The 20,707-nt window shown below is 72.1% G+C and carries 15 protein-coding genes; 10 read left to right on the top strand and 5 right to left on the bottom strand.

Annotation, left to right across the window (positions count from 1 at the left end; all coding sequences use genetic code 11):
• Positions 1-65 precede the first annotated feature (65 nt).
• Genes AC4BG9_RS09885 through AC4BG9_RS09875 form a run of 3 tightly spaced genes read right to left on the bottom strand, consistent with a single transcriptional unit; the run spans position 66 to position 2,725 of the window.
• A complete protein-coding gene (locus AC4BG9_RS09885) occupies positions 66-1,379 on the bottom strand; it encodes a hypothetical protein (RefSeq protein WP_490570926.1) in 1,314 nt (437 codons plus the stop codon).
• Positions 1,376-1,918: a SigE family RNA polymerase sigma factor gene (locus tag AC4BG9_RS09880; RefSeq protein WP_490570925.1), complete on the bottom strand. Its 543-nt coding sequence runs from the start codon at positions 1,916-1,918 to the stop codon at positions 1,376-1,378. The genes AC4BG9_RS09885 and AC4BG9_RS09880 overlap by 4 nt, the downstream gene beginning before the upstream one ends.
• 39 nt (positions 1,919-1,957) lie before the next feature.
• A complete protein-coding gene (locus AC4BG9_RS09875) occupies positions 1,958-2,725 on the bottom strand; it encodes an enoyl-CoA hydratase-related protein (protein ID WP_490570924.1) in 768 nt (255 codons plus the stop codon).
• A 382-nt stretch (positions 2,726-3,107) separates the two neighbouring features.
• On the opposite strand from AC4BG9_RS09875, the gene AC4BG9_RS09870 reads away from it, so the two are divergent.
• The 6 genes from AC4BG9_RS09870 (at position 3,108) to AC4BG9_RS09845 (ending at position 12,169) form a co-directional block, all read left to right on the top strand.
• The gene (locus tag AC4BG9_RS09870; protein ID WP_490570923.1) at positions 3,108-5,954 is read left to right on the top strand and encodes a polysaccharide biosynthesis protein; all 2,847 of its coding nucleotides are present in this window, start codon (positions 3,108-3,110) and stop codon (positions 5,952-5,954) included.
• Positions 5,951-7,129 carry a DegT/DnrJ/EryC1/StrS family aminotransferase gene (locus tag AC4BG9_RS09865; RefSeq protein ID WP_490570922.1) on the top strand — a complete coding sequence of 393 codons (1,179 nt, stop codon included), beginning with the start codon at positions 5,951-5,953 and terminating at the stop codon, positions 7,127-7,129. The genes AC4BG9_RS09870 and AC4BG9_RS09865 overlap by 4 nt, the downstream gene beginning before the upstream one ends.
• A gap of 10 nt (positions 7,130-7,139) precedes the next feature.
• On the top strand, positions 7,140-8,231 hold the full coding sequence (locus AC4BG9_RS09860) for an SDR family NAD(P)-dependent oxidoreductase (protein ID WP_490570921.1): 1,092 nt from the start codon (positions 7,140-7,142) through the stop codon (positions 8,229-8,231).
• 11 nt (positions 8,232-8,242) lie between these two features.
• Complete coding sequence (locus AC4BG9_RS09855; RefSeq protein ID WP_490570920.1) at positions 8,243-9,364, top strand: polysaccharide biosynthesis C-terminal domain-containing protein; 1,122 nt, start codon at positions 8,243-8,245, stop codon at positions 9,362-9,364.
• Positions 9,364-10,497, top strand: a complete 1,134-nt coding sequence (gene wecB, locus AC4BG9_RS09850) for a non-hydrolyzing UDP-N-acetylglucosamine 2-epimerase (RefSeq protein WP_490570919.1) — start codon at positions 9,364-9,366, stop codon at positions 10,495-10,497. The genes AC4BG9_RS09855 and wecB overlap by 1 nt, the downstream gene beginning before the upstream one ends.
• 334 nt (positions 10,498-10,831) lie before the next feature.
• Positions 10,832-12,169: an O-antigen ligase family protein gene (locus tag AC4BG9_RS09845; RefSeq protein ID WP_490570918.1), complete on the top strand. Its 1,338-nt coding sequence runs from the start codon at positions 10,832-10,834 to the stop codon at positions 12,167-12,169.
• On the opposite strand, the gene AC4BG9_RS09840 is transcribed toward AC4BG9_RS09845, so the two are convergent.
• Entirely contained in the window at positions 12,105-13,793 is a 1,689-nt protein-coding gene (locus tag AC4BG9_RS09840) for a glycosyltransferase (protein WP_490570917.1), read from the bottom strand. The genes AC4BG9_RS09845 and AC4BG9_RS09840 overlap by 65 nt on opposite strands.
• 120 nt (positions 13,794-13,913) lie before the next feature.
• Here AC4BG9_RS09840 and AC4BG9_RS09835 point away from each other — a divergent pair, with 120 nt between their 5' ends.
• The 4 genes from AC4BG9_RS09835 to AC4BG9_RS09820 all read left to right on the top strand — a co-directional run bounded on the left by AC4BG9_RS09835 (position 13,914) and on the right by AC4BG9_RS09820 (position 19,517).
• The gene (locus AC4BG9_RS09835) at positions 13,914-15,857 is read left to right on the top strand and encodes an anthranilate synthase family protein (RefSeq protein WP_490570916.1); all 1,944 of its coding nucleotides are present in this window, start codon (positions 13,914-13,916) and stop codon (positions 15,855-15,857) included.
• 107 nt (positions 15,858-15,964) lie between these two features.
• Complete coding sequence (locus tag AC4BG9_RS09830) at positions 15,965-17,629, top strand: sulfatase-like hydrolase/transferase (RefSeq protein ID WP_490570915.1); 1,665 nt, start codon at positions 15,965-15,967, stop codon at positions 17,627-17,629.
• 26 nt (positions 17,630-17,655) lie between these two features.
• On the top strand, positions 17,656-18,237 hold the full coding sequence (locus AC4BG9_RS09825) for an anthranilate synthase component II (RefSeq protein WP_490570914.1): 582 nt from the start codon (positions 17,656-17,658) through the stop codon (positions 18,235-18,237).
• Positions 18,234-19,517 carry an anthranilate synthase component I family protein gene (locus AC4BG9_RS09820; protein ID WP_490570913.1) on the top strand — a complete coding sequence of 428 codons (1,284 nt, stop codon included), beginning with the start codon at positions 18,234-18,236 and terminating at the stop codon, positions 19,515-19,517. The genes AC4BG9_RS09825 and AC4BG9_RS09820 overlap by 4 nt, the downstream gene beginning before the upstream one ends.
• Here AC4BG9_RS09820 and AC4BG9_RS09815 read toward each other — a convergent pair.
• Positions 19,489-20,700, bottom strand: coding sequence for a glycosyltransferase family 4 protein (locus AC4BG9_RS09815; protein ID WP_490570912.1), 1,212 nt, complete (start codon positions 20,698-20,700; stop codon positions 19,489-19,491). The genes AC4BG9_RS09820 and AC4BG9_RS09815 overlap by 29 nt on opposite strands.
• Positions 20,701-20,707 lie beyond the last annotated feature (7 nt).

The raw sequence follows: 20,707 nt of genomic DNA, 5'->3' as shown, positions 1-20,707 counted from the left end.
CCTGTGCGACCGCGGACGCGGTTTCGGCAAGTCGTCAAGACTACCGACCCCGCGCCCGCGGGGCGTCAGGGCGTCCGTGTGTAGACCGCCGTGCCCAGGGTGGAGTTCTCGCCCGCCGGGAGGTCATCGACCCGGACGTCGATCCGGCTGCCCGCGGGGAGGAAGAAGGGACCCATGCCGCCGCCTCCTTGCATGGTGCTTCGGATCTCACCGTCGACGGTGACGACGGCCTCGGACCTCCTCGGAATCCCGGAGGCGAACGCGTATCCCATGGACGGCTCGTCGACGGTCCGGGTCCGGGTCCGGAGCCTTCCGAGGTCGCCACTGCTGGCCTGTGCCAGCGTCCAGGTCACCCCGTCCACCTCCACCAGCTCGGGCAACGGCACCCCGCCAGGCTCCAGCAGGCTGGCCGGCTCGGCCACCTCGTAGAACCCCGCGGCGAGCAGGGCGTCGGATCCCTCCACCGGGCGACCGTCGGCATCGGCGAGCCGCACCTCCGCCTGCACGATCTCGCCGGGCGCGAGCCGACCGGCCTCGGTCTCCACCCCGTCGGTCAGGGTGGCCAGCGTGACGGTGCCGGGGTCGAAGGTGACCTCGTCGGTGCAGCTGCCGCCGGAGACCACGGGCTCACCCTCGAGCAGGAGCTCGTACTGGACGGACTCCTCGGTGCCTGAGCAGACCGCACCGAACCGGAGGGCGCCGTCGGGCACCTCCACGGGGAGCCGCAGCGACTCCTGCCCCCGCACCGCGTCGGCGACGATCAACCGGTCGCCGGCGACCCGGTCGCGGAAGGTGAGACCCTCCACGGTCACGCCGGGCGGACGCTCGTCGGAGAGCTCGTAGAAGGCCAGCGCGTTCACGCCCGGGCCGTGGAACTCGAAGGTCCCCTCCTCGCCCGCGTCCGCCCGCCAGTACTGCGAGAAGTCCGCCGCCGTCGGCTGGTAGACGTCCCCGTCGGGCTCCGCGACCTTCCAGGCCTCCAGCTCACCCGGCGGTGGGACCGCCTCGTTGGCCCAGGCGATCACGATCGGGTGGCCCAGGCCTTCCAGGTCGAGCTCCACCTGGTCGGTGCCCGTGACCGAGCCGGCGTACTCGTAGGTCCACCCGGCCGCCTCGATCGTCTCCGGCACCGGGTGCCCGGCGAGCTCGGTGGGCACGGAGGCGGGGCCGGGCGCCCGGTCCCCGGGGAGCAGCGCCGGCGCCAGGGCGACGGCGGCGACCACGGCTGCGGCGACCACCGCCACCCCGGCGGTACGGCGCCGCCGGGCGGCGCGGACCCGGCCGCGCACCTGCGAGGTCCGGGTGCCGGCGTTGAGCGGGGCGGCGAGGCCGTGGGCGCGGTCGTGCAGCGCGGTGCGCAGGTCGTCGAGGTCGTTCATCGCAGGTCTCCGTCCGGTCGGGCGTCGCCGAGAGCAGGGTCGATCCGCAGCTTGGCCAGCGCCTTGCTGGTCTGGCTCTTGACCGTCCCGGTCGAGCACTGGAGCAGCGCGGCCGTCTCCTCGACGGAGAGGTCCTCGAAGTAGCGCAGCACCACGACGGCACGCATCCGGCGCGGCAGCCGGCCCATCGCGGTCCACAGGTCGTGGGTGTCCTCGGCGGCTCCGGTGGTGTCCGCGGTGCCGTTCTCCGGCAGCTCCCCGGTGGGTCGCTCGTCGTTCCACCGGCGGCGCCACCAGGAGGCGTAGGTGGTGACCAGGATGCGCCGGACGTAGGGCTCGGGGTGCCCGTCGATCCGCCGCCAGGCGAACCACGCCTTGGCCAGCGCCGTCTGGAGCAGGTCCTCGGCCAGGGCGTGGTCCCGGGTGAGCAGGTAGGCGGTCCGCAGCAGGTGGGGGGACCGGGCCGCGACGAAGTCGTCGAAGCCGACGGGCTCGGGCACTGGCCCCTCCCGGGTCTCGTGGGCAGACAGGACGGTCATGCCCCCTACTACCCGTCGGCAGGGGGAAAGGGTTGCCTGCTACTTCTTGCGGCTCAGGAAGGCGGTCATCGCCTCGCGGGCCTCGTCGGAGCCGAAGAGCCGGGTGCTCAGCGCGGACATGTCGTCGCCGAGCTCGTCGATCCGCGCGACCAGGCCGGCGTTGAGGATGCCCTTGGTCTCCCGGATGCCCTGGTTGGCGCCGGTGGCCACGTCGGCGCAGAGCCGCGCCACCACCGCGTCGAGCTCGGCCGCGGGCACCGCCTGGGTGACCAGGCCGAACTCCGCCGCCTGGGCGCCGGTGAAGACCTCGCCGCCCAGCGCCGTGAGCGCCGCGGCCCGCGGGCTCATCCGGTGGAAGACCGTGAGGCTGATGATGGCCGGAGCCAGGCCCAGCTTGACCTCGGTGAGGGCGAAGGTCGCCTCCTCGGCGCTGACCGCGATGTCGGCGGCGGCCACGAGGCCGATGCCGCCGGCGCGGACGGCGCCCAGGTTCTTGGTCACGACGACCTTGGGCATGGTCGCGACGAGCCGCTGCAGCGCGATGATGCGGCGGGTGCCCTCCTCCATGCTGGTGGTGGCCGCCTCGGAGAGGTCGGCGCCGGAGCAGAAGACCTTGCCGGAGGACTGGATCAGCACGACGCGGACGGCGTCGTCGGTCGCCGCGGCCTCGAGGTGCTCGTAGAGCTCGGTCACCAGCTTGCGGGAGAGCGCGTTGCGGTTGTGCGGGGAGTCGAGGGTGATCGTGGCCACGCCGCCGGCGGTCGCGGCGGTGACGAACGGGGCGTCGGTGACAGGGCTCGATGACATGGGCCACAGTGTGCCGGGGGTCCTCACGGCGTCGGACCGGGGGCTACGATCGCGCGGTGCCGAGGAGTCGAGACGCATCGGCCACCGAGGTCCTCTATGTCTCGTCGGTGCCCTCGGCCGGGGAGTTCGCCGCCATGAAGGGGCGCCTGCGGCCGGGCGTGCAGGACGTGACCTACGGGATGCCCGAAGCCGGCTTCAAGTTCCACTCCCTGGTCCAGCGCGGCCTCGTCGAGGAGGGCTGCCGGGTCCACTCGCTGGTGGGGCGCGGTGTCACACCCCGGTTCCACCAGGGCGGATGGTGGCCGCGGGTGGTGGAGGATGGTGAGGGGCAGCGCAGCGTCGACCACCGGGGCTTCCCGAACGTGCGCGGACTCAAGCAGCTGTGGCTGGCAGTCTCCCTGGCCTCGGCGTGCTGGCCTGGCGGTGGCGCACCCGGAAGGCGGCCGAGCGGGTGCTGGTGGTCGACGGCGCCTACGTCACGGCGCTCCCCGGCGTGCTGCTGGCCGCTCGGGGCCGTCGGATCAGCCGGCTCGCCGTGCTCTGCGACGTGTACTCGTTCATGGCGGACGTCTCGGACTCGTGCGGCGGCACGCGCAACCCCGTTCACCGGCTGGTGCGTCGCGTGATGGCGCGGGTCTACCGGGAGGTGGACGGCTTCGTGCTGCTTACCGAGCAGATGGATCCGTTGGTCAACCCGGCCGGCCGGCCGCACATCGTGATGGAGGGCCTGGTGGACTCCCGGATGGAGCACCGGCCCGGCCACCTGGCCGGCAAGGAACCTGTGCCCACCGTCCTGTACGCCGGAGCGCTCCGGGTCGAGTACGGACTGGAGGACCTGGTGCGTGGCTTCCAGGCCTCGGAGACGGCCCGCACCGTGGGCGCCCGACTGGTCGTCTACGGCAACGGCGACTACGCAGACCGGCTCCGCGAGGTCGCCGGTGAGGATCCCAGCATCAGCTACCGGGGCGTGGCGCCGATCGACCACGTGGTCGACGCCGAGCAGCGCGCCTGGCTCCTGGTGAACCCCCGCCCGACCGTCGGGCAGTTCACCGCGCTGTCGTTCCCGTCCAAGAACATGGAGTACCTGGCCTCCGGGACCGCGGTGCTCACCACGCGGTTGCCGGGCATGCCGCAGGAGTACTACGACCACGTCGCCACGATCGACGGCGCCGGTCACCAAGGGGGCGCCGAGGCGCTGCGTCACCACCTCGGGCGCACCCTCGAGGACCTGCACGCCCAGGGCCGGTCCGGGCAGGAGTTCGTGCTCAGGCACAAGAACGAGGCGGCACAGGCCCGCGGGTCCTGGAGCTCGCCCGCCGGTGTGCCTGACGCGTACACCGCACGGCCTTTTCGGGCCCGCTGTCGTGGCGCGTTACGATCGCCCGACAAGTCACAGGGTTGGTGTGGGAACGCCGCGAGGGAAAGTAGTCGCATGTCTCCATGGATGAGGCGCGGAGCGTTGGCGTCCTTCGACATCCTCAGCTGGAGCCTGGCCACCGCGGTCGTGCTCGGGGTGCGGCACGACTTCACGATCAGTGAGGTGCAGTGGGAGTCGGTGCTCCGCTACTGGGCGGTCAGCGCTCTGCTGCTGCTGGTGGTCGGCTACGCGACGAAGTTCTACCGTGGTCGCTTCCTGGTCGGTTCGTTCGACGAGGCCGCGGGGCTGGCGGTGCACGTCGGCATCGTGGGGTTCGTCGGTCTGCTGTCCACGCCGTTGCTCAACGAGACCCTGCCCCGCAGCGTCCCGGTGCTGGTCCCTCCCGTCGCCCTCCTGATCGCCGCCGCCGGACGGTGGTACTACCGCTCGCTGCGCAGCCGTGCGGACGAGGTCGGGGAGGCCGGCAGCGCCCGGCCCGTCCTCGTCTACGGCGCGGGCGACGCGGGTCGCCAGGTCCTGCACCTGCTGCGTGCGGAGCGTCGTCCCGGTCTGGACCTCCGGGTCGTCGGGCTGCTGGACGACAACCCCGGCAAGCGGAACCTGCGCATCCAAGGCGTGCCGGTCCTCGGCACCGGAGCCCAGCTCGCGGAGGCCGCCGAGGAGGCCGGCGCGACCGCGGTGATCCTGGCGATCCCGGGGGCGTCAGGCGACTTCGTCGGCCGGGTCCAGGACGACGCCGCGGCCTGCGGGCTGGACTTCTTCGTCCTTCCCCGGGTCGCCGAGCTGCTGGGCACCGGGGTCGACGCCAGCGCGATCCGCCCGGTCGAGATCGGCGACGTGCTCGGCCGTCACCAGGTCACGACCGACCTGGCCTCCATCGCTGGCTACCTGACCGGCAAGCGCGTGCTCATCACCGGCGCGGGCGGTTCCATCGGCTCCGAGCTGGCACGACAGGTGCACCACTTCGGACCGGACTCGATGATCATGCTCGACCGCGACGAGTCGGCGCTGCACGGAGTCCAGCTCGCGGTGCATGGGCACGGACTCCTCGACGGGCCCGACACGGTGCTCGTGGACATCCGTGACCGGGAGAGCCTGCGCCGGATCTTCGAGCAGCACCGACCCGAGGTGGTCTTCCACGCGGCCGCGCTCAAGCACCTGCCGATGCTGGAGCGTTTTCCGGCGGAGGGCTGGAAGACCAACGTGCTCGGCACCCTCAACCTGCTCGCGTTGTCGTCGGAGTTCGAGGTCGAGCGCTTCGTCAACGTCTCCACCGACAAGGCTGCTGCCGCCACCAGCGTGCTGGGGGCAACGAAGCGCCTGGCCGAGCAGCTCACCGCCTGGCACGCCCAGGAGACGGGGCGGCCGTACATGAGCGTGCGGTTCGGCAACGTCCTGGGCTCCCGGGGCTCCATGCTGCACACCTTCAACGCCCAGATCGCCGCGGGTGGCCCGGTGACCGTCACCCACCCCGAGGTGACCCGCTACTTCATGACCATCCCGGAGGCCTGCGAGCTCGTCATCCAGGCAGGCTCGATGGGCCAGGCCGGTGAGGTGATGGTGCTCGAGATGGGTTCCCCCGTGCGGATCCTCGACGTTGCCAAGCGGATGATCCGGCACTCCGGCGCGCGCGGGGTGGAGATCGTGTTCACCGGTCTGCGACCGGGCGAGAAGCTGCACGAGGTGCTCTTCAGCGACGACGAGGTCGCCTCGGCCACCGATCACAGGATGGTCCGCAGCGTCTCGGTCCCGGCCGTGGCCCCGACCGAGCTCGGTGGTCTCGAGCGCCTGCCCCAACGCGAGGCCCCACCGGTCGCGCTCGAGAGCGACCCTCCAGGAGGAGATCAGTGAGCTCGAGGATCTTCTTGTCCTCTCCCGACGTGGGAGACAGCGAAGAGGCCGCGCTCGTCCGCGCGATCAGGTCCGGCTGGGTGGCGCCGCTGGGCCCGGAGGTGGATGCCTTCGAGGAGGAGCTCGCGGTCGAGACCGGACGCGCTTGCGCGGTGGCGCTCTCCTCCGGCACCGCCGCCCTCCACCTCGCCCTGCTCACCCTGGGGGTCGGGCCCGGCACGGTGGTGGTCACCTCCAGCATGACTTTCGCGGCGACCGCCAACGCCATCACCTACACCGGGGCGACGCCTGTGTTCGTCGACTCCGACGAGACCGGCAACGTCGACCCGACGCTGCTGGAGAAGGCGGTGACCGACCAGCTCGCCCAAGGGGCGACGGTCTCCGCGATCGTCCCGGTCGACCTGCTGGGCCGGATCGCCGACCACGGGGCGATCTCGGAGGTCGCGGAGCGCCACGGCATCCCGCTCGTCGTGGACGCTGCGGAGTCGCTCGGCGCAGTCAGGGACGGTCGCCGGGCCGGACAGGACGGCGTCGCCGCGATCGTCTCGTTCAACGGCAACAAGATCATGACCACCTCGGGCGGCGGCGCGTTCGTCTGCGACGACACCGAGATGGCGGCCCGGATCCGCTACCTGGCCACCCAGGCGCGCCAGCCGGTCGTCCACTACGAGCACGTCGACATCGGCTACAACTACCGGATGTCCAACGTGCTGGCCGCCCTCGGCCGGGCCCAGCTCGAGCGGCTGCCCCAGATGATGGCGCGCCGACGCGGCTGGCGGGACCGGTACGAGGCGCTCCTGGGGGTGCTGCCGGGAATCAGGGTCCTGGGTCGCGAGCCCGGCCGCGTCGAGACCGAGCAGGACCATGACAACTGGTGGCTCACCTCGGTGGTCGTCGACGAAGAGCTGGTCGGGTGGGGCGCCGACGACCTGCGCGTGCACCTGGCCGAGCTCGACATCGAGGCCCGGCCGCTCTGGAAGCCGATGCACCTGCAGCCCGTCTTCGCCGATCGGCCCGCCTACACCACCGGGGTCTCCGAGCGACTCTTCCGCACCGGCCTCTCCCTGCCCAGCGGCTCCGCGTTGACCGACGACCAGTTCGCCCGGGTCACCGACGCGATCCAGGCCTTCCTCGACCGGAGTGGCCACGCCGCTCCCCAGCACACCACCCACTAGGAGATTCTCGATGAGCACCCAGTTGACCCCGGACGCCACGACCGCTGACGAGGTGGCAGCCGCCGTGCCCGCGATCGGCGACGCGGTGGCCGGGAAGGTCGTCACCATCACCGGCGGCACGGGCTCGTTCGGCTCGGTGATGGCGCGTCACCTGCTCCAGTCCGGTGCCGAACGGATCAACATCTTCAGCCGGGACGAGGCCAAGCAGGACGAGATGCGCCGCAAGGTCAACGACGAGCGGATGCGGTTCTTCCTCGGTGACGTCCGGGACATAGAGTCGGTCCGCACCGCGGTCCGCGACGCCGACTTCGTCTTCCACGCGGCGGCTCTCAAGCAGGTCCCCTCCTGCGAGTTCTTCCCCGAGCAGGCGGTGAAGACCAACGTCAACGGCAGCCACAACGTGATCACCGCCTCCGACGAGGCGAACGTGCGTTCGGTGGTCCTGCTCAGCACCGACAAGGCCGTCTACCCGGTCAACGCGATGGGGATGTCCAAGGCGCTGATGGAGAAGACCGCCCAGGCATACGCCCGCAACCACCCCGACTCCGACCTCACCGTCTCGGTGACCCGGTACGGCAACGTGATGTACAGCCGCGGCTCGGTGATCCCGGCGTTCATCGCCGCCCTGAAGGCGGGCGAGCCGCTGACCATCACCGACCCGCGGATGACCCGGTTCCTGATGTCCCTGGCCGAGTCGGTCGACCTGGTCACGCACGCCTTCGCCCACGCCCGCCCCGGGGACCTCTTCGTCAAGAAGGCGCCGGCGGCCACCGTGGAGACCCTCGCCCTCGCGGTCGCGAGCCTCTTCGGCCTCGAGGACCCGAAGATGCTGCACATCGGCACCCGGCACGGAGAGAAGCTGCACGAGACGCTGCTGACCCGCGAGGAGCTGGCCAAGGCCGAGGATCAGGGCGACTACTTCCGGATCCCGCTGGACACCCGTGGCCTGCAGTACGAGAAGTACTTCACCGAGGGGGAGGAGGAGATCGACGAGAGCGTCGACTACTCCTCCGACTCCGTCCCGGCGATGGACGTCGCCCAGACCCGGGACCTGCTCCGGACCATCCCCGAGGTGGCCGGGGACCCGGCCCTGGCCGGATGAGGGCTGACCGGATGAAGGTCGTCGTCACCGGAGCCGACGGGTTCCTCGGCTGGCACGTGCGCTGCCGGCTACGGGCGACCACCGACCACGAGGTGGTCCCCGTCGGGCGGGGCGACTGGGAGCGGCTGCCCGAGCTGGTCGCGAGCGCCGGCGCGGTGCTCCACCTGGCGGGGCTGAACCGGGCCGAGCCCGACGAGCTGGTCTCGGGCAACGAGCGGCTCGCCCGTGACGTCGCCGAGGCGGTGGCCCGTGTCGAGGGGCCAGCGCCCACCCTGGTCTTCGCCAACTCGGTGCAGGTCGGCAACGGGACGCCGTACGCCGAGGGCAAGGAGCGCGCGGGCGCCGTCCTGGCCGACTGTGCCCGGTCCGCCGGCGTCGCCTTCGTCGACGTCGCGCTGCCGAACCTGTTCGGGGAGCACGGCCGTCCGGGCTACAACTCCTTCGTGGCCACCTTCGTCGACAAGGTCGTGCGCGGCGAGATGCCCCGGGTCGACGACCGGGAGATCGCCCTGCTGCACGCCCAAGGGGCAGCCGCTGCGCTGGTGGGTGCCGCGCAGGACCCGCTGGCGCCGGTGGTGCTGACCACCGAGCAGACCTCCGTGCTGGAGGTGCTGGAGACGCTGACCGGGTTCCACGCGCTCTACCCGGAGACCGGGGACGTGCCTGACATCTCCAGCACGCTCGCCCGCGACCTGTTCAACACCTACCGTGCGCGGCTCTTCCCCGAGCGCGGGCCGATCTCCCTGACCCCGCGCTCCGACCAGCGCGGTCGCCTGGTCGAGACGGTCAGGGCCCATGGCCAGGGCGGACAGACGTTCGTCTCCACCACGGTGCCGGGAGTGACCCGGGGCGAGCACTTCCACCTGCACAAGGTGGAGCGTTTCGTCGTCCTGGAGGGGTCGGCGGTGATCGCCCTGCGGCGGATGTTCACCGACGAGGTGGTCGTGCACGAGGTGAGCGGCGAGCACCCGGTGGCGATCGACATGCCGACCATGTGGTCGCACAACATCACCAACGTCGGCGACTCCACGCTGACCACCCTGTTCTGGACCGACACCCTGTTCGACCCTGAGGCGCCGGACACCACCCCCGAACCGGTCGGCGACCCGGCCAGCACCAAGGAGACCGTTTGATGACCCGTTCCAAGGTGATGACCGTGGTCGGCACCCGCCCCGAGATCATCCGCCTCTCCGAGGTGATCAAGCTCCTGGACCAGCACGTCGACCACGTGCTGGTGCACACGGGCCAGAACTACGACTACACCCTCAACGAGGTCTTCTTCGACGACCTCGGCCTGCGCGCGCCCGACCACTTCATGGGGGTCGACACGAGCAGCCTGGGCCGGGTGCTGGGCGAGGTGCTGATCAAGACCGAGGAGGTGCTCCTCGCCGAGCAGCCCGACGCGCTGCTGGTGCTGGGCGACACCAACTCCTGCTTGGCCGCGGTGATGGCCAAGCGGATGCGGATCCCCGTCTACCACATGGAGGCTGGCAACCGCTGCTTCGACGAGAACGTCCCAGAGGAGACCAACCGTCGCCTCGTCGACCACGTCGCCGACTACAACCTGGTCTACACCGAGCACGCCCGGCGCAACCTGCTGGCCGAGGGCCTGCACCCGCGCCGCATCCTCAAGACGGGCTCGCCGATGAAGGAGGTGCTGGCCGCGCACGCGGAGGACATCGACGCCTCCGACGCGCTCTCCCGCCTGGGCCTGGAAGTCGGCGGCTACATCCTCGTCAGCGCGCACCGCGAGGAGAACGTCGACGACCCGGCTCGGCTGCACGCGCTGCTGGACTGCCTGCAGCGGACGGTGAAGGAGTTCGGGCTGCCGGTGCTGGTCTCCACGCATCCGCGCACCCGCAAGCGGCTCGATGCGCTGGGCCGGACGGTGGAGGGGATCGACTTCCACGAACCCCTCGGCTTCCTGGACTACAACAACCTGCAGAAGAACAGCTTCTGTGTGCTGTCGGACTCCGGCACGATCGCCGAGGAGTCGTCGCTGCTCGGCTTCCCGGCGGTCACCCTGCGTGGCTCGATCGAGCGACCCGAAGCGCTGGACACCGCGTCGATCCCGATGACCGACCTGGACCCGGAGAACGTCGTCGAGGCGGTGCGGTTCATGACCGCGGGGCTGGCCCCGACCGAGGTGCCCGCGGACTACCAGATCGCCGACGCGGCCCGTCGCACCGTCAACTTCATCCTTTCGACCCACAGACGGTACGAGAGCTGGTCTGGGGTCCGCTCGCGGGAGATCGGGGAGCGGTGAGCACCGAGCGGGAGGAGTCCCCCCGGGTAGCTCCCTCCGTACGGCGCTGCGCGGACGACCTGGACCTAGGTCCGGGGCCGGGGACCCGGCCGACGTACTGGTGGTGCACCGCTGTGGTCGTGCCCGTCCTCGGTCCGCACCTGGTCGGGGAACTGGACAACGAGCAGTTCGCGCTTTACGGGTCCGCAGGGGTTGCGGTGCTGCTCTTACGCTCCCACCTCACCTCCCTGCTGGGCGGCTGGCCGGGGCTCCCACTGTGGGGCGTCCTGGCGAGTGAGGTCCGACGGCGTTGAGCACCTGCGTGCCGAGCGGTCTCCGCCAGCGTGCGGCGCTGGTGTTCCTGCGTACCGACCTCCGCCGGCAGCCGCTTCCCAGGAGCGGGGAGCCCGCGGGTGATCTGTGGTCGCTGGCCGTAGCCGTGGCCTTCTTTTACCTCTCCAACCCGCTCGTTCTTGTGCCGTCGTTCGCCGAGTCGCTCGAGCGAACGATCTGGGTGACCGCTGCGGTGGCGACCCTGCTCGCGTGGCGCCTGCGACCTCCGAGGATCCCGTGGGCCGTCGTGTGCTTCCTAGGGTGGGCGGCACTGTCCTGGACGTGGTCGCAGGCCCCGGACTCGACCCTGTCCTCGATCCGGATCTACCTGGTGGTCGCGCTGGTGGCCCTGGTCATCGCGAGCAACGCCTCGGCGCACGCGATAGCGCAGGGCATCGCGTGGGGCGGCGCGGGAATCGCTGTCGCGTCGTACATTGCGTGGGCCAAGGAGATGCCGGGCGCAGCCGTGGAACTGGGTATGGAGGGCAGCCTCGCTGGGGTCGGGACGAACCGGAACATCCTCGCCTACACCTTGGTCCTGGCTCTCTCGTTCGCCGTCTGCCTGACCCCACGGAGCTGGTTGTCCTGGGTCAAGTGGGCGGTGCTGGTGGGACTGATCCTGGCTGGCTTAGTGCTCGCCGGCTCCGGTACCGGGATGGCCAGCGTGGTCGCCGTGCTGGTGGTCTCGCTGGTCGCGCGGGCCTGGCCGCGGACAGTCGGCGCGCTCCCTCGATGGGCGCGCCGACTCACCCTGGGGGCACTCGCGGCCGGGGTAGGTGCGCTGGTCCTGACCTACGACCGCATCGTTGGACTGCTCGGCCGCGACGTCACGCTCTCGGGGCGGACCCAGTTCTGGCAGGCGACGATCGAGAGCGTCACCGAGCAGAGGTGGCAGGGGTACGGCTGGGGCACGATCTGGCAGCATCAGTGGTCGCCCGCGTGGGACAACCCGGTGCGCACCGAGATCTTCGAGCGGGCCGAGGTCGCCTACTCGCACGGGCACAACTCGTGGATCGACCTCTACCCGATGGTGGGCTTGGTCGGGGTCGCCCTCGGGGCCCTGGTCTTCGTCGAGATCTGGCTCCGAGTCGCGCGGCGACACCGGTACGGCGAGCCCGCCGGCGCCGCCACCGCCCGCACGGTCGGGTTGCTCGCGGTGGTCGTACCCGTGTCGCACCTGCTGTTCGGGATCACCGAGCCCATGGTGAGCATTCCGCTTGGCTGGTTCGTCCTCGTGCTCCTGGCGGGCTTGACCTTCCAGCTTCCGGCTCGCCGCCGGGGCGGTGCTCGGCGGCTCAGTACCGAGCCAGCCGCCTCCGCAGGGCCCGCACCTCGTTCAGCCGTCCCTGGAGCCGTCTGACGGCGGCCTCCAGCTGGTCCGCGGTTTGGGAGAGCGCCGCTACGTCCTGCTGGTGGAGGTCCTCGTCGGGTGCCCCCTCGATGAGCCAGAGCCGGTCGTTGGCCTCCCCGAGCGCCACCTTGAGGTTGTGCAGCTCCTGGTGGGTGGCCGACACGTGCCGGACGCCGCCGGGGGGCAGCAGCACGGTCATCCGGTCGAAGCCCTCGCGGACACGGCGGTGGCCGGCGTCCCAGACGGCCGTCTCGTGCTCCTCCCGCGACGACCCGGCGGTGAACCAGCGGTAGACGGCCGTCACCTCGGGGCTGTCCACGACACCGGCGAGCGCCGCGGCGCGGACCAGGTAGTCCCAGTCCTCGGTGGTGGGGAGTGACTCGTCGAACCTGAGCCCGAGCTGGTGCACCACGCCGCGCGGGAACGCCGCCGACATGTTGGGGGTGGAGTTGACGTGCAGGTGGGAGGCGAGGTCGAACTCCAGGGGCCAGGCCAGCTCCACCGGCCCGGTGGCGACCGGCCGGCCGGTGCCCTCGGGGTCGCCGTCGGGGCCGACCTGGGTGTGGAGCTGGCGGGCGGTGGCAGCGCGCAGCACCCGGCCGGGCGCCTGTCGCTCCAGGTCGCGGAAGGTCGCCACCCAGTGGCCCAGCACGGTGTCGTCGTCGTCGAGGACGGCCAGGTAGCGCCCGGTCGCCGCCTCGAGCGCGTCGTTGAGCGGCGCGCTGCGGCCGGGCCGCTCGGACTCCAGCAGCCGCACCCGGTCGCGCAGCCAGCCCGGCTGCTCTGCCACCACGTCGCGCACGGCCTGCCGGCCGGCGGCGTCCACCCGATGACAGACCAGCAGCAGCTCGAAGTCGCGGTCGGTCTGGGCGGCCAGCGAGGCGAGCGTGTCGGCCAGCATCAACGGGCGGGAAGCCCTGGTCCGGGTCACCACGCTGAGGAAGGGCGTCCCCGGCCGGACCGCGGGCTCGTGCAGGGTCTCCCGGGCGGCCTCGTCGAGGCCCACCTGGTGCAGCAGACCGGCGAGGGCGGTGGCCGGCATCGTGCCGGGGTGACCGGTGGGCAGGGGGCCGGGCGCCCGCTCGAGGAGCCGCAGCTCCTCGGCGGCGGGCTCGCGCAGCCGCGCGTCGGACTCGAGGCGCCGGTCCCGGAAGAGCGTCGCCTCCCCGACGACCCGGGTGCCGCCCGGCCGGTCGGCCGCGTGCGCCCGGACGGCCGCGAGCGCCGCGTCATGGTCGCGGACGTCACCGAGGTCGCCGAGGGAGCGCAGGGTCGACGCCCGCAGCGCGAGCGTGCCGGTCTCCCCGGCCGCCAGCGGCAGCGGGCGAGGCGCCGCCACCGCGGCGCCGGCGACCACGGCCTCGGCGAGGCGGGCGAGCAGGTCGCGGCTGGGCCGGTCCTGGGGGCGCGCGAGGACCAGCACGTCGTCATCGCCACCCCCGGCGCGGTGGCTGCGGTGGTCGTCGACCCAGGGGGACCAGAGCGCGCCGGGGCCCATCGGGAGGTGTCGCACGGTGACCTCGTGCCCCCGGGCCCGCGCCGCGGCGGCGGACTCCTCCCACGGCTCAAGGTGGGACTGAGTGAAGAACGAGGGATCCCCGGTCAGCTGCACGGTGATGGCGGCCAGTGCCATGGAACTCCTCGGGGGGCGATCGGGTCGGGTGGGGCGCGAACGCCGGATCGAAGTCTAGGCGCTGGGTCGCCGGCTGGGACGCCGTGCCGGACGGGTCGGGCCCCGAACTAGGGTTCTGCCATGAGCCAGCCCACGCCGGCCCCGGACGGGGCGCGAGTCCAGGAGGTGCGAGCCACGCTCGCCGAGCTCCAGGGGCACGAGGCCTGGGCGGTGATCCGGCTCGCGCGCAAGGAGCCCGGCGACGCCGACGTCGTCACCTTCATCGGTGGCGCGCGCAGCGAGGTCGAGTCGCTCCTCGACGTGCCGCTCGAGGACGGCGTGCCGGCTCCCGGGCGCCGCTTCGACCGGCTGCTGGCCGTGCCCTTCCGCCAGGTCCGCGAGCGCGGCTTCGAGGCCCACGACGACGGCGCCCCCCTGGTGGTCGTCGACATCGAGCTGGAGCGCCGCCACCCGGTCGCCGACGTGCTCGCCGCCATCCCGGACACCGGGATCGACTTCACCGACCGCGGCGGCTTCGAGTCCTCCGACGAGGACTACGCCAAGATCGTCGAGGCGATCATCCGCGACGAGATCGGGCAGGGCGAGGGGGCCAACCTGGTCATCGGCCGCCACTACCGGGCCGTGGTCGCCGACTGGGGTGTCGACAAGGCGCTCACCGTCTTCCGCCGGCTGCTGGAGCGCGAGCGCGGCGCCTACTGGACCTACGCCTTCTTCACCGGGGACCGCTTCCTGATCGGCGCCAGCCCCGAGCGCCACGTCAGCGTGCACGGCGGCGACGTGCGGATGAACCCGATCTCCGGGACCTTCCGGGTGGGCGGCCGCAGCGCGGCCGAGATGAAGCCGGCGCTGCTCGACTTCCTGCGCGACGAGAAGGAGATCTACGAGCTCTTCATGGTCGTCGACGAAGAGCTCAAGATGATGTGCGACCTGTGCCACGAGGGGGGCATGGTGCTCGGCCCGTTCCTCAAGCCGATGACCCACCTGGTGCACACCGAGTACCTGCTGGCCGGCCGGTCGCGCCGCGACGTCCGCGAGATCCTGCGCGACACCATGTTCGCCGCCACCGTGACCGGGAGCCCGGTGGAGAACGCCGTCCGGCTGATCAACCGCTACGAGGAGGGCGGCCGCGGCTACTACGGCGCGGCGCTGGCGCTGCTGGGCCGTGACGATGAGGGCCGGCCGACGGCCGACAGCCCCATCGTGATCCGCAGCGCCGACGTCGACCCCCAGGGGCGGATGAAGGTGACCGCCGGGGCCACGCTGGTGCGCGACTCGGACCCGGCCTACGAGGTCGCCGAGACCCACGCCAAGGCGGGCGGCATCCTCTCGGCGTTCGGCCTGGTGCCGGCCGCCGGCGCCCCCTCCGAGGGGCTTGCCGAGCTGGCCCGCGACGAGGACGTCCTGATCGCCCTGCAGTCGCGCAACCGCCGTCTCTCGACCTTCTGGCTGACCGACCAGGCGGGCTCCACCCCCGACCCGGCGCTGGCCGGGCTGCGGGTCGGGATCCTCGACGCCGAGGACGACTTCGTCAACATGCTCCGTCACCTGCTCGCGGTGATGGGGATGACCAGCGAGGTGGTCCGGCACGACGCCTACGCCGAGGGCGACCTCGACGACTACGACCTGGTGATCGTCGGCCCCGGGCCGGGCGACCCTCGGGACGGCGACGACCCCAAGATCGCCGTCGTCCGCGCGGTGGTCGGCCGGCTGCTGGCCCGCGAGCAGCGGTTCCTGGCGGTCTGCCTCGGTCACCAGACGCTCTGCCACGCGGTGGGCATCCCGCTGGCCTTCAAGGACATCGTCTTCCAAGGCACGCAGGCCTCGGTCACGATCGGCGACCGGACCGAGCGGGTCGGCTTCTACAACACCTTCGTGGGCCGGGCCGGTGACGTCCTCCCGGCCGGGGTCACCGTCGAGGCCGACGAGGAGAGCGGCGACGTGCACCTGGTCCGCGGGCGCCACTACCGGGGCATCCAGTTCCACGCCGAGTCGATCCTCACCGAGCGCGGCTTCGACCTGATCAACGAGCTGGTCTCCGACCTGCTGCTGGGGGACGACGGCTGAGGGACCTTCGTCCCGACTTGGCGCCGAGCGGCAACCCTGGAGGCCTCCGCGACGTCTCCTAGGCTGTCCACCACTGTCGTGGTGGATCAGCCCGGGGGAGGTCACGAGTGCGAGTGCGCACGTCCCGCTGGAGGACGCTGCTGGGCAGCGCCCTCGCACTCGTGGCCCTGACGGCCTGCGGCGCCGCCGTCGGCGAGGAGGCCGACCGCGTCATCCCGGGCCCCGGCTCGCGCCCCAACATCGTGCTGGTGCTGATGGACGACTTCTCCATGGACCTGCTGCCGACGATGCGCAGCGCCCAGCGGATGGCCCGCACCGGTGCCAGCTACGACCACTTCGCCGTCGACTCGCTCTGCTGCGTCTCCCGCGCGAGCCTGATGACCGGGCAGTACCCGCACCAGACGGGGGTGCGCACCAACACCTCCGAGGGGACCCTGCCCTATGGCGGCTACCCGGCCTTCGACCGCTACGGCAACGGCCCGCGCAGCTTCAACGTCCGTCTCCAGGAGGTCGGCTACGCCACCGGCTTCGTCGGCAAGTACCTAAACGAGTTCGAGTACGTCGCCGGCGTGCAGCCGATGCCCGCGGTGCCGCCCGGCTGGTCGCAGTTCCACGTGCTCTTCGGCTCCGCCTACGACGGCTGGGGCTTCGACAGCACCACGCTCGTGGACGGGCAGGCCCAGGTGCGCCACCACCCGGCACCCGCCGCAGGCTCCTCGACCGAGGTCCTCGACCGGGCCTACGCCGGGCAGGTCATCGAGGACTACGCGCTCGACTTCATCGCCGGGCAGCGCGACTCCGACCAGCCCTACTTCCTCGAGGTGGCGCCGTACGCCCCGCACAACCGGACCAACCCCGACGGTGCCTACCCCGGGGACCCGGTCTTCCCGGCGGCCTTCGCCGACCGCCCGGGCGGCACCAAGGCGGCCGGCAACTGCGGCCCGGTCGCCTGTGGCTCCCTCACCACCCGCGACCTCCCCGGCTTCGGCGACAACCGGCGCGACAACGTGCCGCGGACCCGGGGCGGGAAGCGGACGCGGCCCTGGAACACCGTCCGCACCACCTCCGCACGCGAGGCCGTCACCCACCTGCGCGACCGGGCCCGCATGGTCCAGTCGGTCGACCGCACGGTGCGCCGCATCCTGCGCGCCGTCGACGAGAACACGATGGTGGTGCTCACCTCGGACAACGGCTTCCACCTCGGCCAGCTCGGGCTGGGGATGGGCAAGGGCACCGCCTACGACACCGACGTGCGGGTCCCGCTCCTGGTGACCGGTCCGGGGGTCGTCCCCGGCCCGCGGCGCGAGATGACCAGCAACATCGACCTGGCTCCCACCTTCGAGGAGCTCGCCGGCCTCCCGCCGGCGCCGTACCGCGCGGGCACCTCCCTGGTGCCCAGCCTCACCGACCGCGACGTGCACACCCGGACCCACGTCTTCTTCGAGCACACCACCGGCACCGCCGGGGGCGACCCCGACCGGGCCTTCACCGGCGGTGAGCTGATGCGGATCCCCAGCTACGTCGCCGTCCGCACCCGCGACGCGCTGCTGGTGCGCCACGACCTCGACCCCGCGGAGGGCCGGACCCGCCACGGCTACGAGCTCTACTCCTACGACAAGCACGCGTGGGAGAAGAAGAACCAGTTCGGGGTCCGCAAGTACGCCGCGCAGCAGGCCGCGCTGATGCGCCGGCTCCGGCAGTTCGACCGGTGCAGCCGTCCCAGCGGCGACGACCCGGTGCCGGGGTCGTGCCGGGCCCTCACCCGCGGCTGAGCGGGCGCACGGACTAGATTCATCGGGTGCCGGCCACCGACGTGGTCGTGGTCGACCACCACGACTCCTACACCTGGAGCCTGGTGCACCTGGTCGCCTCGGTCACCGGGGTGCTGCCCCGCGTGGTGCAGCACGACGAGGTGGCGGCCGAGGAGGTGCTGGCCCACGCGCACGTGGTGCTCTCGCCCGGACCGGGAAGGCCCGACAGCGTCCGCGACTTCGCGGTCGGCGCCCAGGTGCTCCGCGCGGGGACCAGGCCGGTGCTCGGCGTCTGCCTCGGGATGCAGGGCCTGGTCACCTCCTTCGGTGGGCGGGTGGGCCGGGTGCCACCGGCGCACGGCGAGGTCGCCCGGATCGAGCACGACGGCGCCGGGGTCTTCGCCGGGCTGCCCCAGGGGTTCGCCGCGGTCCGCTACCACTCGCTCGCCGCCCTGGAGCTGCCCGCTGAGCTGGTCGCCACCGCCTGGGCCGAGGACGGCACGGTGATGGGCGTGCGCCACCGCACCCTGCCGTTGGAGGGCGTCCAGTTCCACCCGGAGTCGATCCTCTCCGAGCACGGCCGGGAGCTGGTCGCCAACTTCCTGGCCGGAGAGAGGACGCCGCGGTGACCCCGGAGGAGACCTTCGCCGCGGTCGCGGCCGTCCACCCGCGCTCCTTCTGGCTCGACGGCGGCGGGGCGCGGGCCTGGTCGGGCCGCCGCTCGGTCATCGGCTGGCTCGACCCCGACGACGTCTCGCTGACCTACGACGCGACCGCCGGGGTGGTGCGCCGGCACACCGGCGTCGGCCCCTCGGCCCGGGCCGAGGTCGTCGGTGACGACGTCTTCGCGGTGCTGGAGCAGGAGCTCGCCACCGGTCCCGCCGACGCCCAGTGGTTCGGCTACCTGGGCGCCGCCAGCCGGCCCGACCTGCCCGCCCGGCCCGACCCGCACCAGCCCGACGCGGTCTGGATGCGCCCGCGCCACGTCCGCGCCTTCCTCCACGACCCGCCGTCGCGGCCCGCCCGGTCGCCGCGCCCCGGCGCCCCGGCGCCGCCGGTGCCGCCGGTCCCGGAGGAGTACGCCGCCGCCTTCGCCCGGGTGCAGGAGGAGCTGCACGCCGGCAACTCCTACGAGGTCAACCTGACCCACCGCCTCGAGGCCGTCTCGGCGCTCGACCCTGCCGCCGCCTACCTGCGGCTGCGGGAGCTCAACCCGGCGCCGTACGCCGGCTTCCTGCAGCACGACGTGGCCGGCCACCGCGCCTGGCTGCTCAGCTCCTCACCCGAGCGCTACGCGCTGGTGACCGCCGACCGGTTCCTGGAGACCCGACCCATCAAGGGCACCACCGCGCGAGGCGCGACGGCCGCCGAGGACGAGGAGTCGCGGCGGCGGCTCGCGGCGGAGCCGAAGTTCCGCGCCGAGAACCTGATGATCGTCGACCTGCTCCGCCACGACCTGGCCCGGGTCTGCGAGCCGGGGACGGTCGAGGTGCCGACGCTGATGGAGGTGGAGTCCTACGAGACCGTCCACCAGCTGGTCTCCACGGTGCGCGGCCGGCTGCGCGACGACGTCTCGACCGTGGAGGCGCTGCGGGTGCTCTTCCCGGCCGGCTCGATGACCGGAGCGCCCAAGCTGCGGACGATGGAGATCATCGAGGCGGTGGAGGCGACGCCGCGGGGCGCCTACGCGGGCGCCTTCGGCTGGCTGGCCGCCGACGGCCGCGCCGACCTCGGGGTCGTCATCCGGTCGCTGACCACCTCCGGTGACGGACGCTGGCGGCTCGGCACCGGCGGCGGCATCACCGTGCGCTCGGAGGTCGCCGAGGAGCACGCGGAGACCGTCTGGAAGGCCGAGCGTCTGCTGCGGGCGCTCGAGCCCCTCAGCTGGGCCGCTCCGGCCCCGCGGTGAGGGCGAGCAGCCGTTGGGCGGCGGCATCCGCGGAGTAGTGCTCGGACCAGGTTCGTCGTGCGAGCTCCGACATGGCGGCCAGTTCGCCCGCCAGGTGCTTGTCCCGAAGTGTCAGCAACGCGTCGGCGACGGCACTCGGGTCGTTGGAGGGCGCCGCCACCCCAACGCCCTGTCCCACGATGATCTCGCCGACGTCGGTGGTCGCCTCGGAGGCGACCACCACTGGCAGCCCGAGACCGAGAAACTCTGGAATCTTAGAGGGGAAGGATGGAACGCTCACCTCAAAGGAGGTGATCGAGATGCCGACGTGGCACCGGCTCGCGTGCCGGCGGTACTCCTCACGCGGCAGGCGGCCGAGCAGGCTCACGTTCTCCAGGCCCTTCTCCTCGATCGTGCGCTCCAGGTCGGTGCGCGCGGCGCCGTCGCCGACGATGTGGAGACGTACCGGGGGGCCCGATCGGGCGGCGAGGACCTCGGCTGCCTCCACCAGGACGGCTAGGTCGCGTCCGGCCACCAACTGTCCGCCGAAGACTGCTGTGAACTCGCTGAAGCGGGGCGTGGCGGGGTCCATCTTCTCGGCGCCGGAGCTGGACCAGGGAGGCAGTAGGGCGGTCGTGCCGACGTCGCGGTGGTAGCGGCGCAAGAACTCTTCGTTGCGTGGAGTCATCACCGCGACCACGTCGGCGGCCGCGAACGAGCGTCGCTCCGTCGCCTTCATCAGGGCAGAGACGGTGGCCACGTCCGGGACATGACCGATCTCGAGCTGGTGCACGGGGAAGAAGTCCCAGAGGACAAAGATGGAACGACGGGCCCGGCCCGAGCGGCGCAGCCGGTTGGGCAGTCCGCCGGTCAGGGCTCCAATGGAGAAGTAGACGACCGCGTCGTAGGAAGGTCCATCACTCTGACCGCGGCTGTACAGCATGAGTGCGCCGACGCACGCGGCCCTGGAGAGCAGGCCAGCCCCGCGCGGCCCCAGAAGTCGGAACCAAATTGAAGCCCTACTCCAGCCGGGTGGGGACAGGTCGATCATGCGTACGCCGTCGTCAATCTGACGGTCACCCGTTCGGGTCCTTCGCGGATCGACCACGACGACGTCGACCTGTGCGCCATGGAAGGCCATCGATCTGACGAGGTCGTCGATGAGCCACGGATGCGCGGCGTCCGGGTCGAAGTCCCCTGCCACCACGAGG

Source organism: Nocardioides sp. Z40_12 (assembly GCF_058215795.1).
The sequence above is the reverse complement of the archived record's forward strand: the minus strand, read 5'-3'. Positions and strand labels throughout refer to the sequence as shown.

What these genes read in the sequence shown, in the direction of transcription:
- AC4BG9_RS09835 (WP_490570916.1), top strand. Translation starts at nt 13,914, where the DNA reads ATGAGCCAGCCCACGCCGGCCCCGGACGGGGCGCGAGTCCAGGAGGTG.
- AC4BG9_RS09875 (WP_490570924.1), bottom strand. Translation starts at nt 2,725, where the DNA reads ATGTCATCGAGCCCTGTCACCGACGCCCCGTTCGTCACCGCCGCGACC.
- AC4BG9_RS09880 (WP_490570925.1), bottom strand. Translation starts at nt 1,918, where the DNA reads ATGACCGTCCTGTCTGCCCACGAGACCCGGGAGGGGCCAGTGCCCGAG.
- AC4BG9_RS09840 (WP_490570917.1), bottom strand. Translation starts at nt 13,793, where the DNA reads ATGGCACTGGCCGCCATCACCGTGCAGCTGACCGGGGATCCCTCGTTC.
- wecB (WP_490570919.1), top strand. Translation starts at nt 9,364, where the DNA reads ATGACCCGTTCCAAGGTGATGACCGTGGTCGGCACCCGCCCCGAGATC.
- AC4BG9_RS09860 (WP_490570921.1), top strand. Translation starts at nt 7,140, where the DNA reads ATGAGCACCCAGTTGACCCCGGACGCCACGACCGCTGACGAGGTGGCA.
- AC4BG9_RS09855 (WP_490570920.1), top strand. Translation starts at nt 8,243, where the DNA reads ATGAAGGTCGTCGTCACCGGAGCCGACGGGTTCCTCGGCTGGCACGTG.
- AC4BG9_RS09885 (WP_490570926.1), bottom strand. Translation starts at nt 1,379, where the DNA reads ATGAACGACCTCGACGACCTGCGCACCGCGCTGCACGACCGCGCCCAC.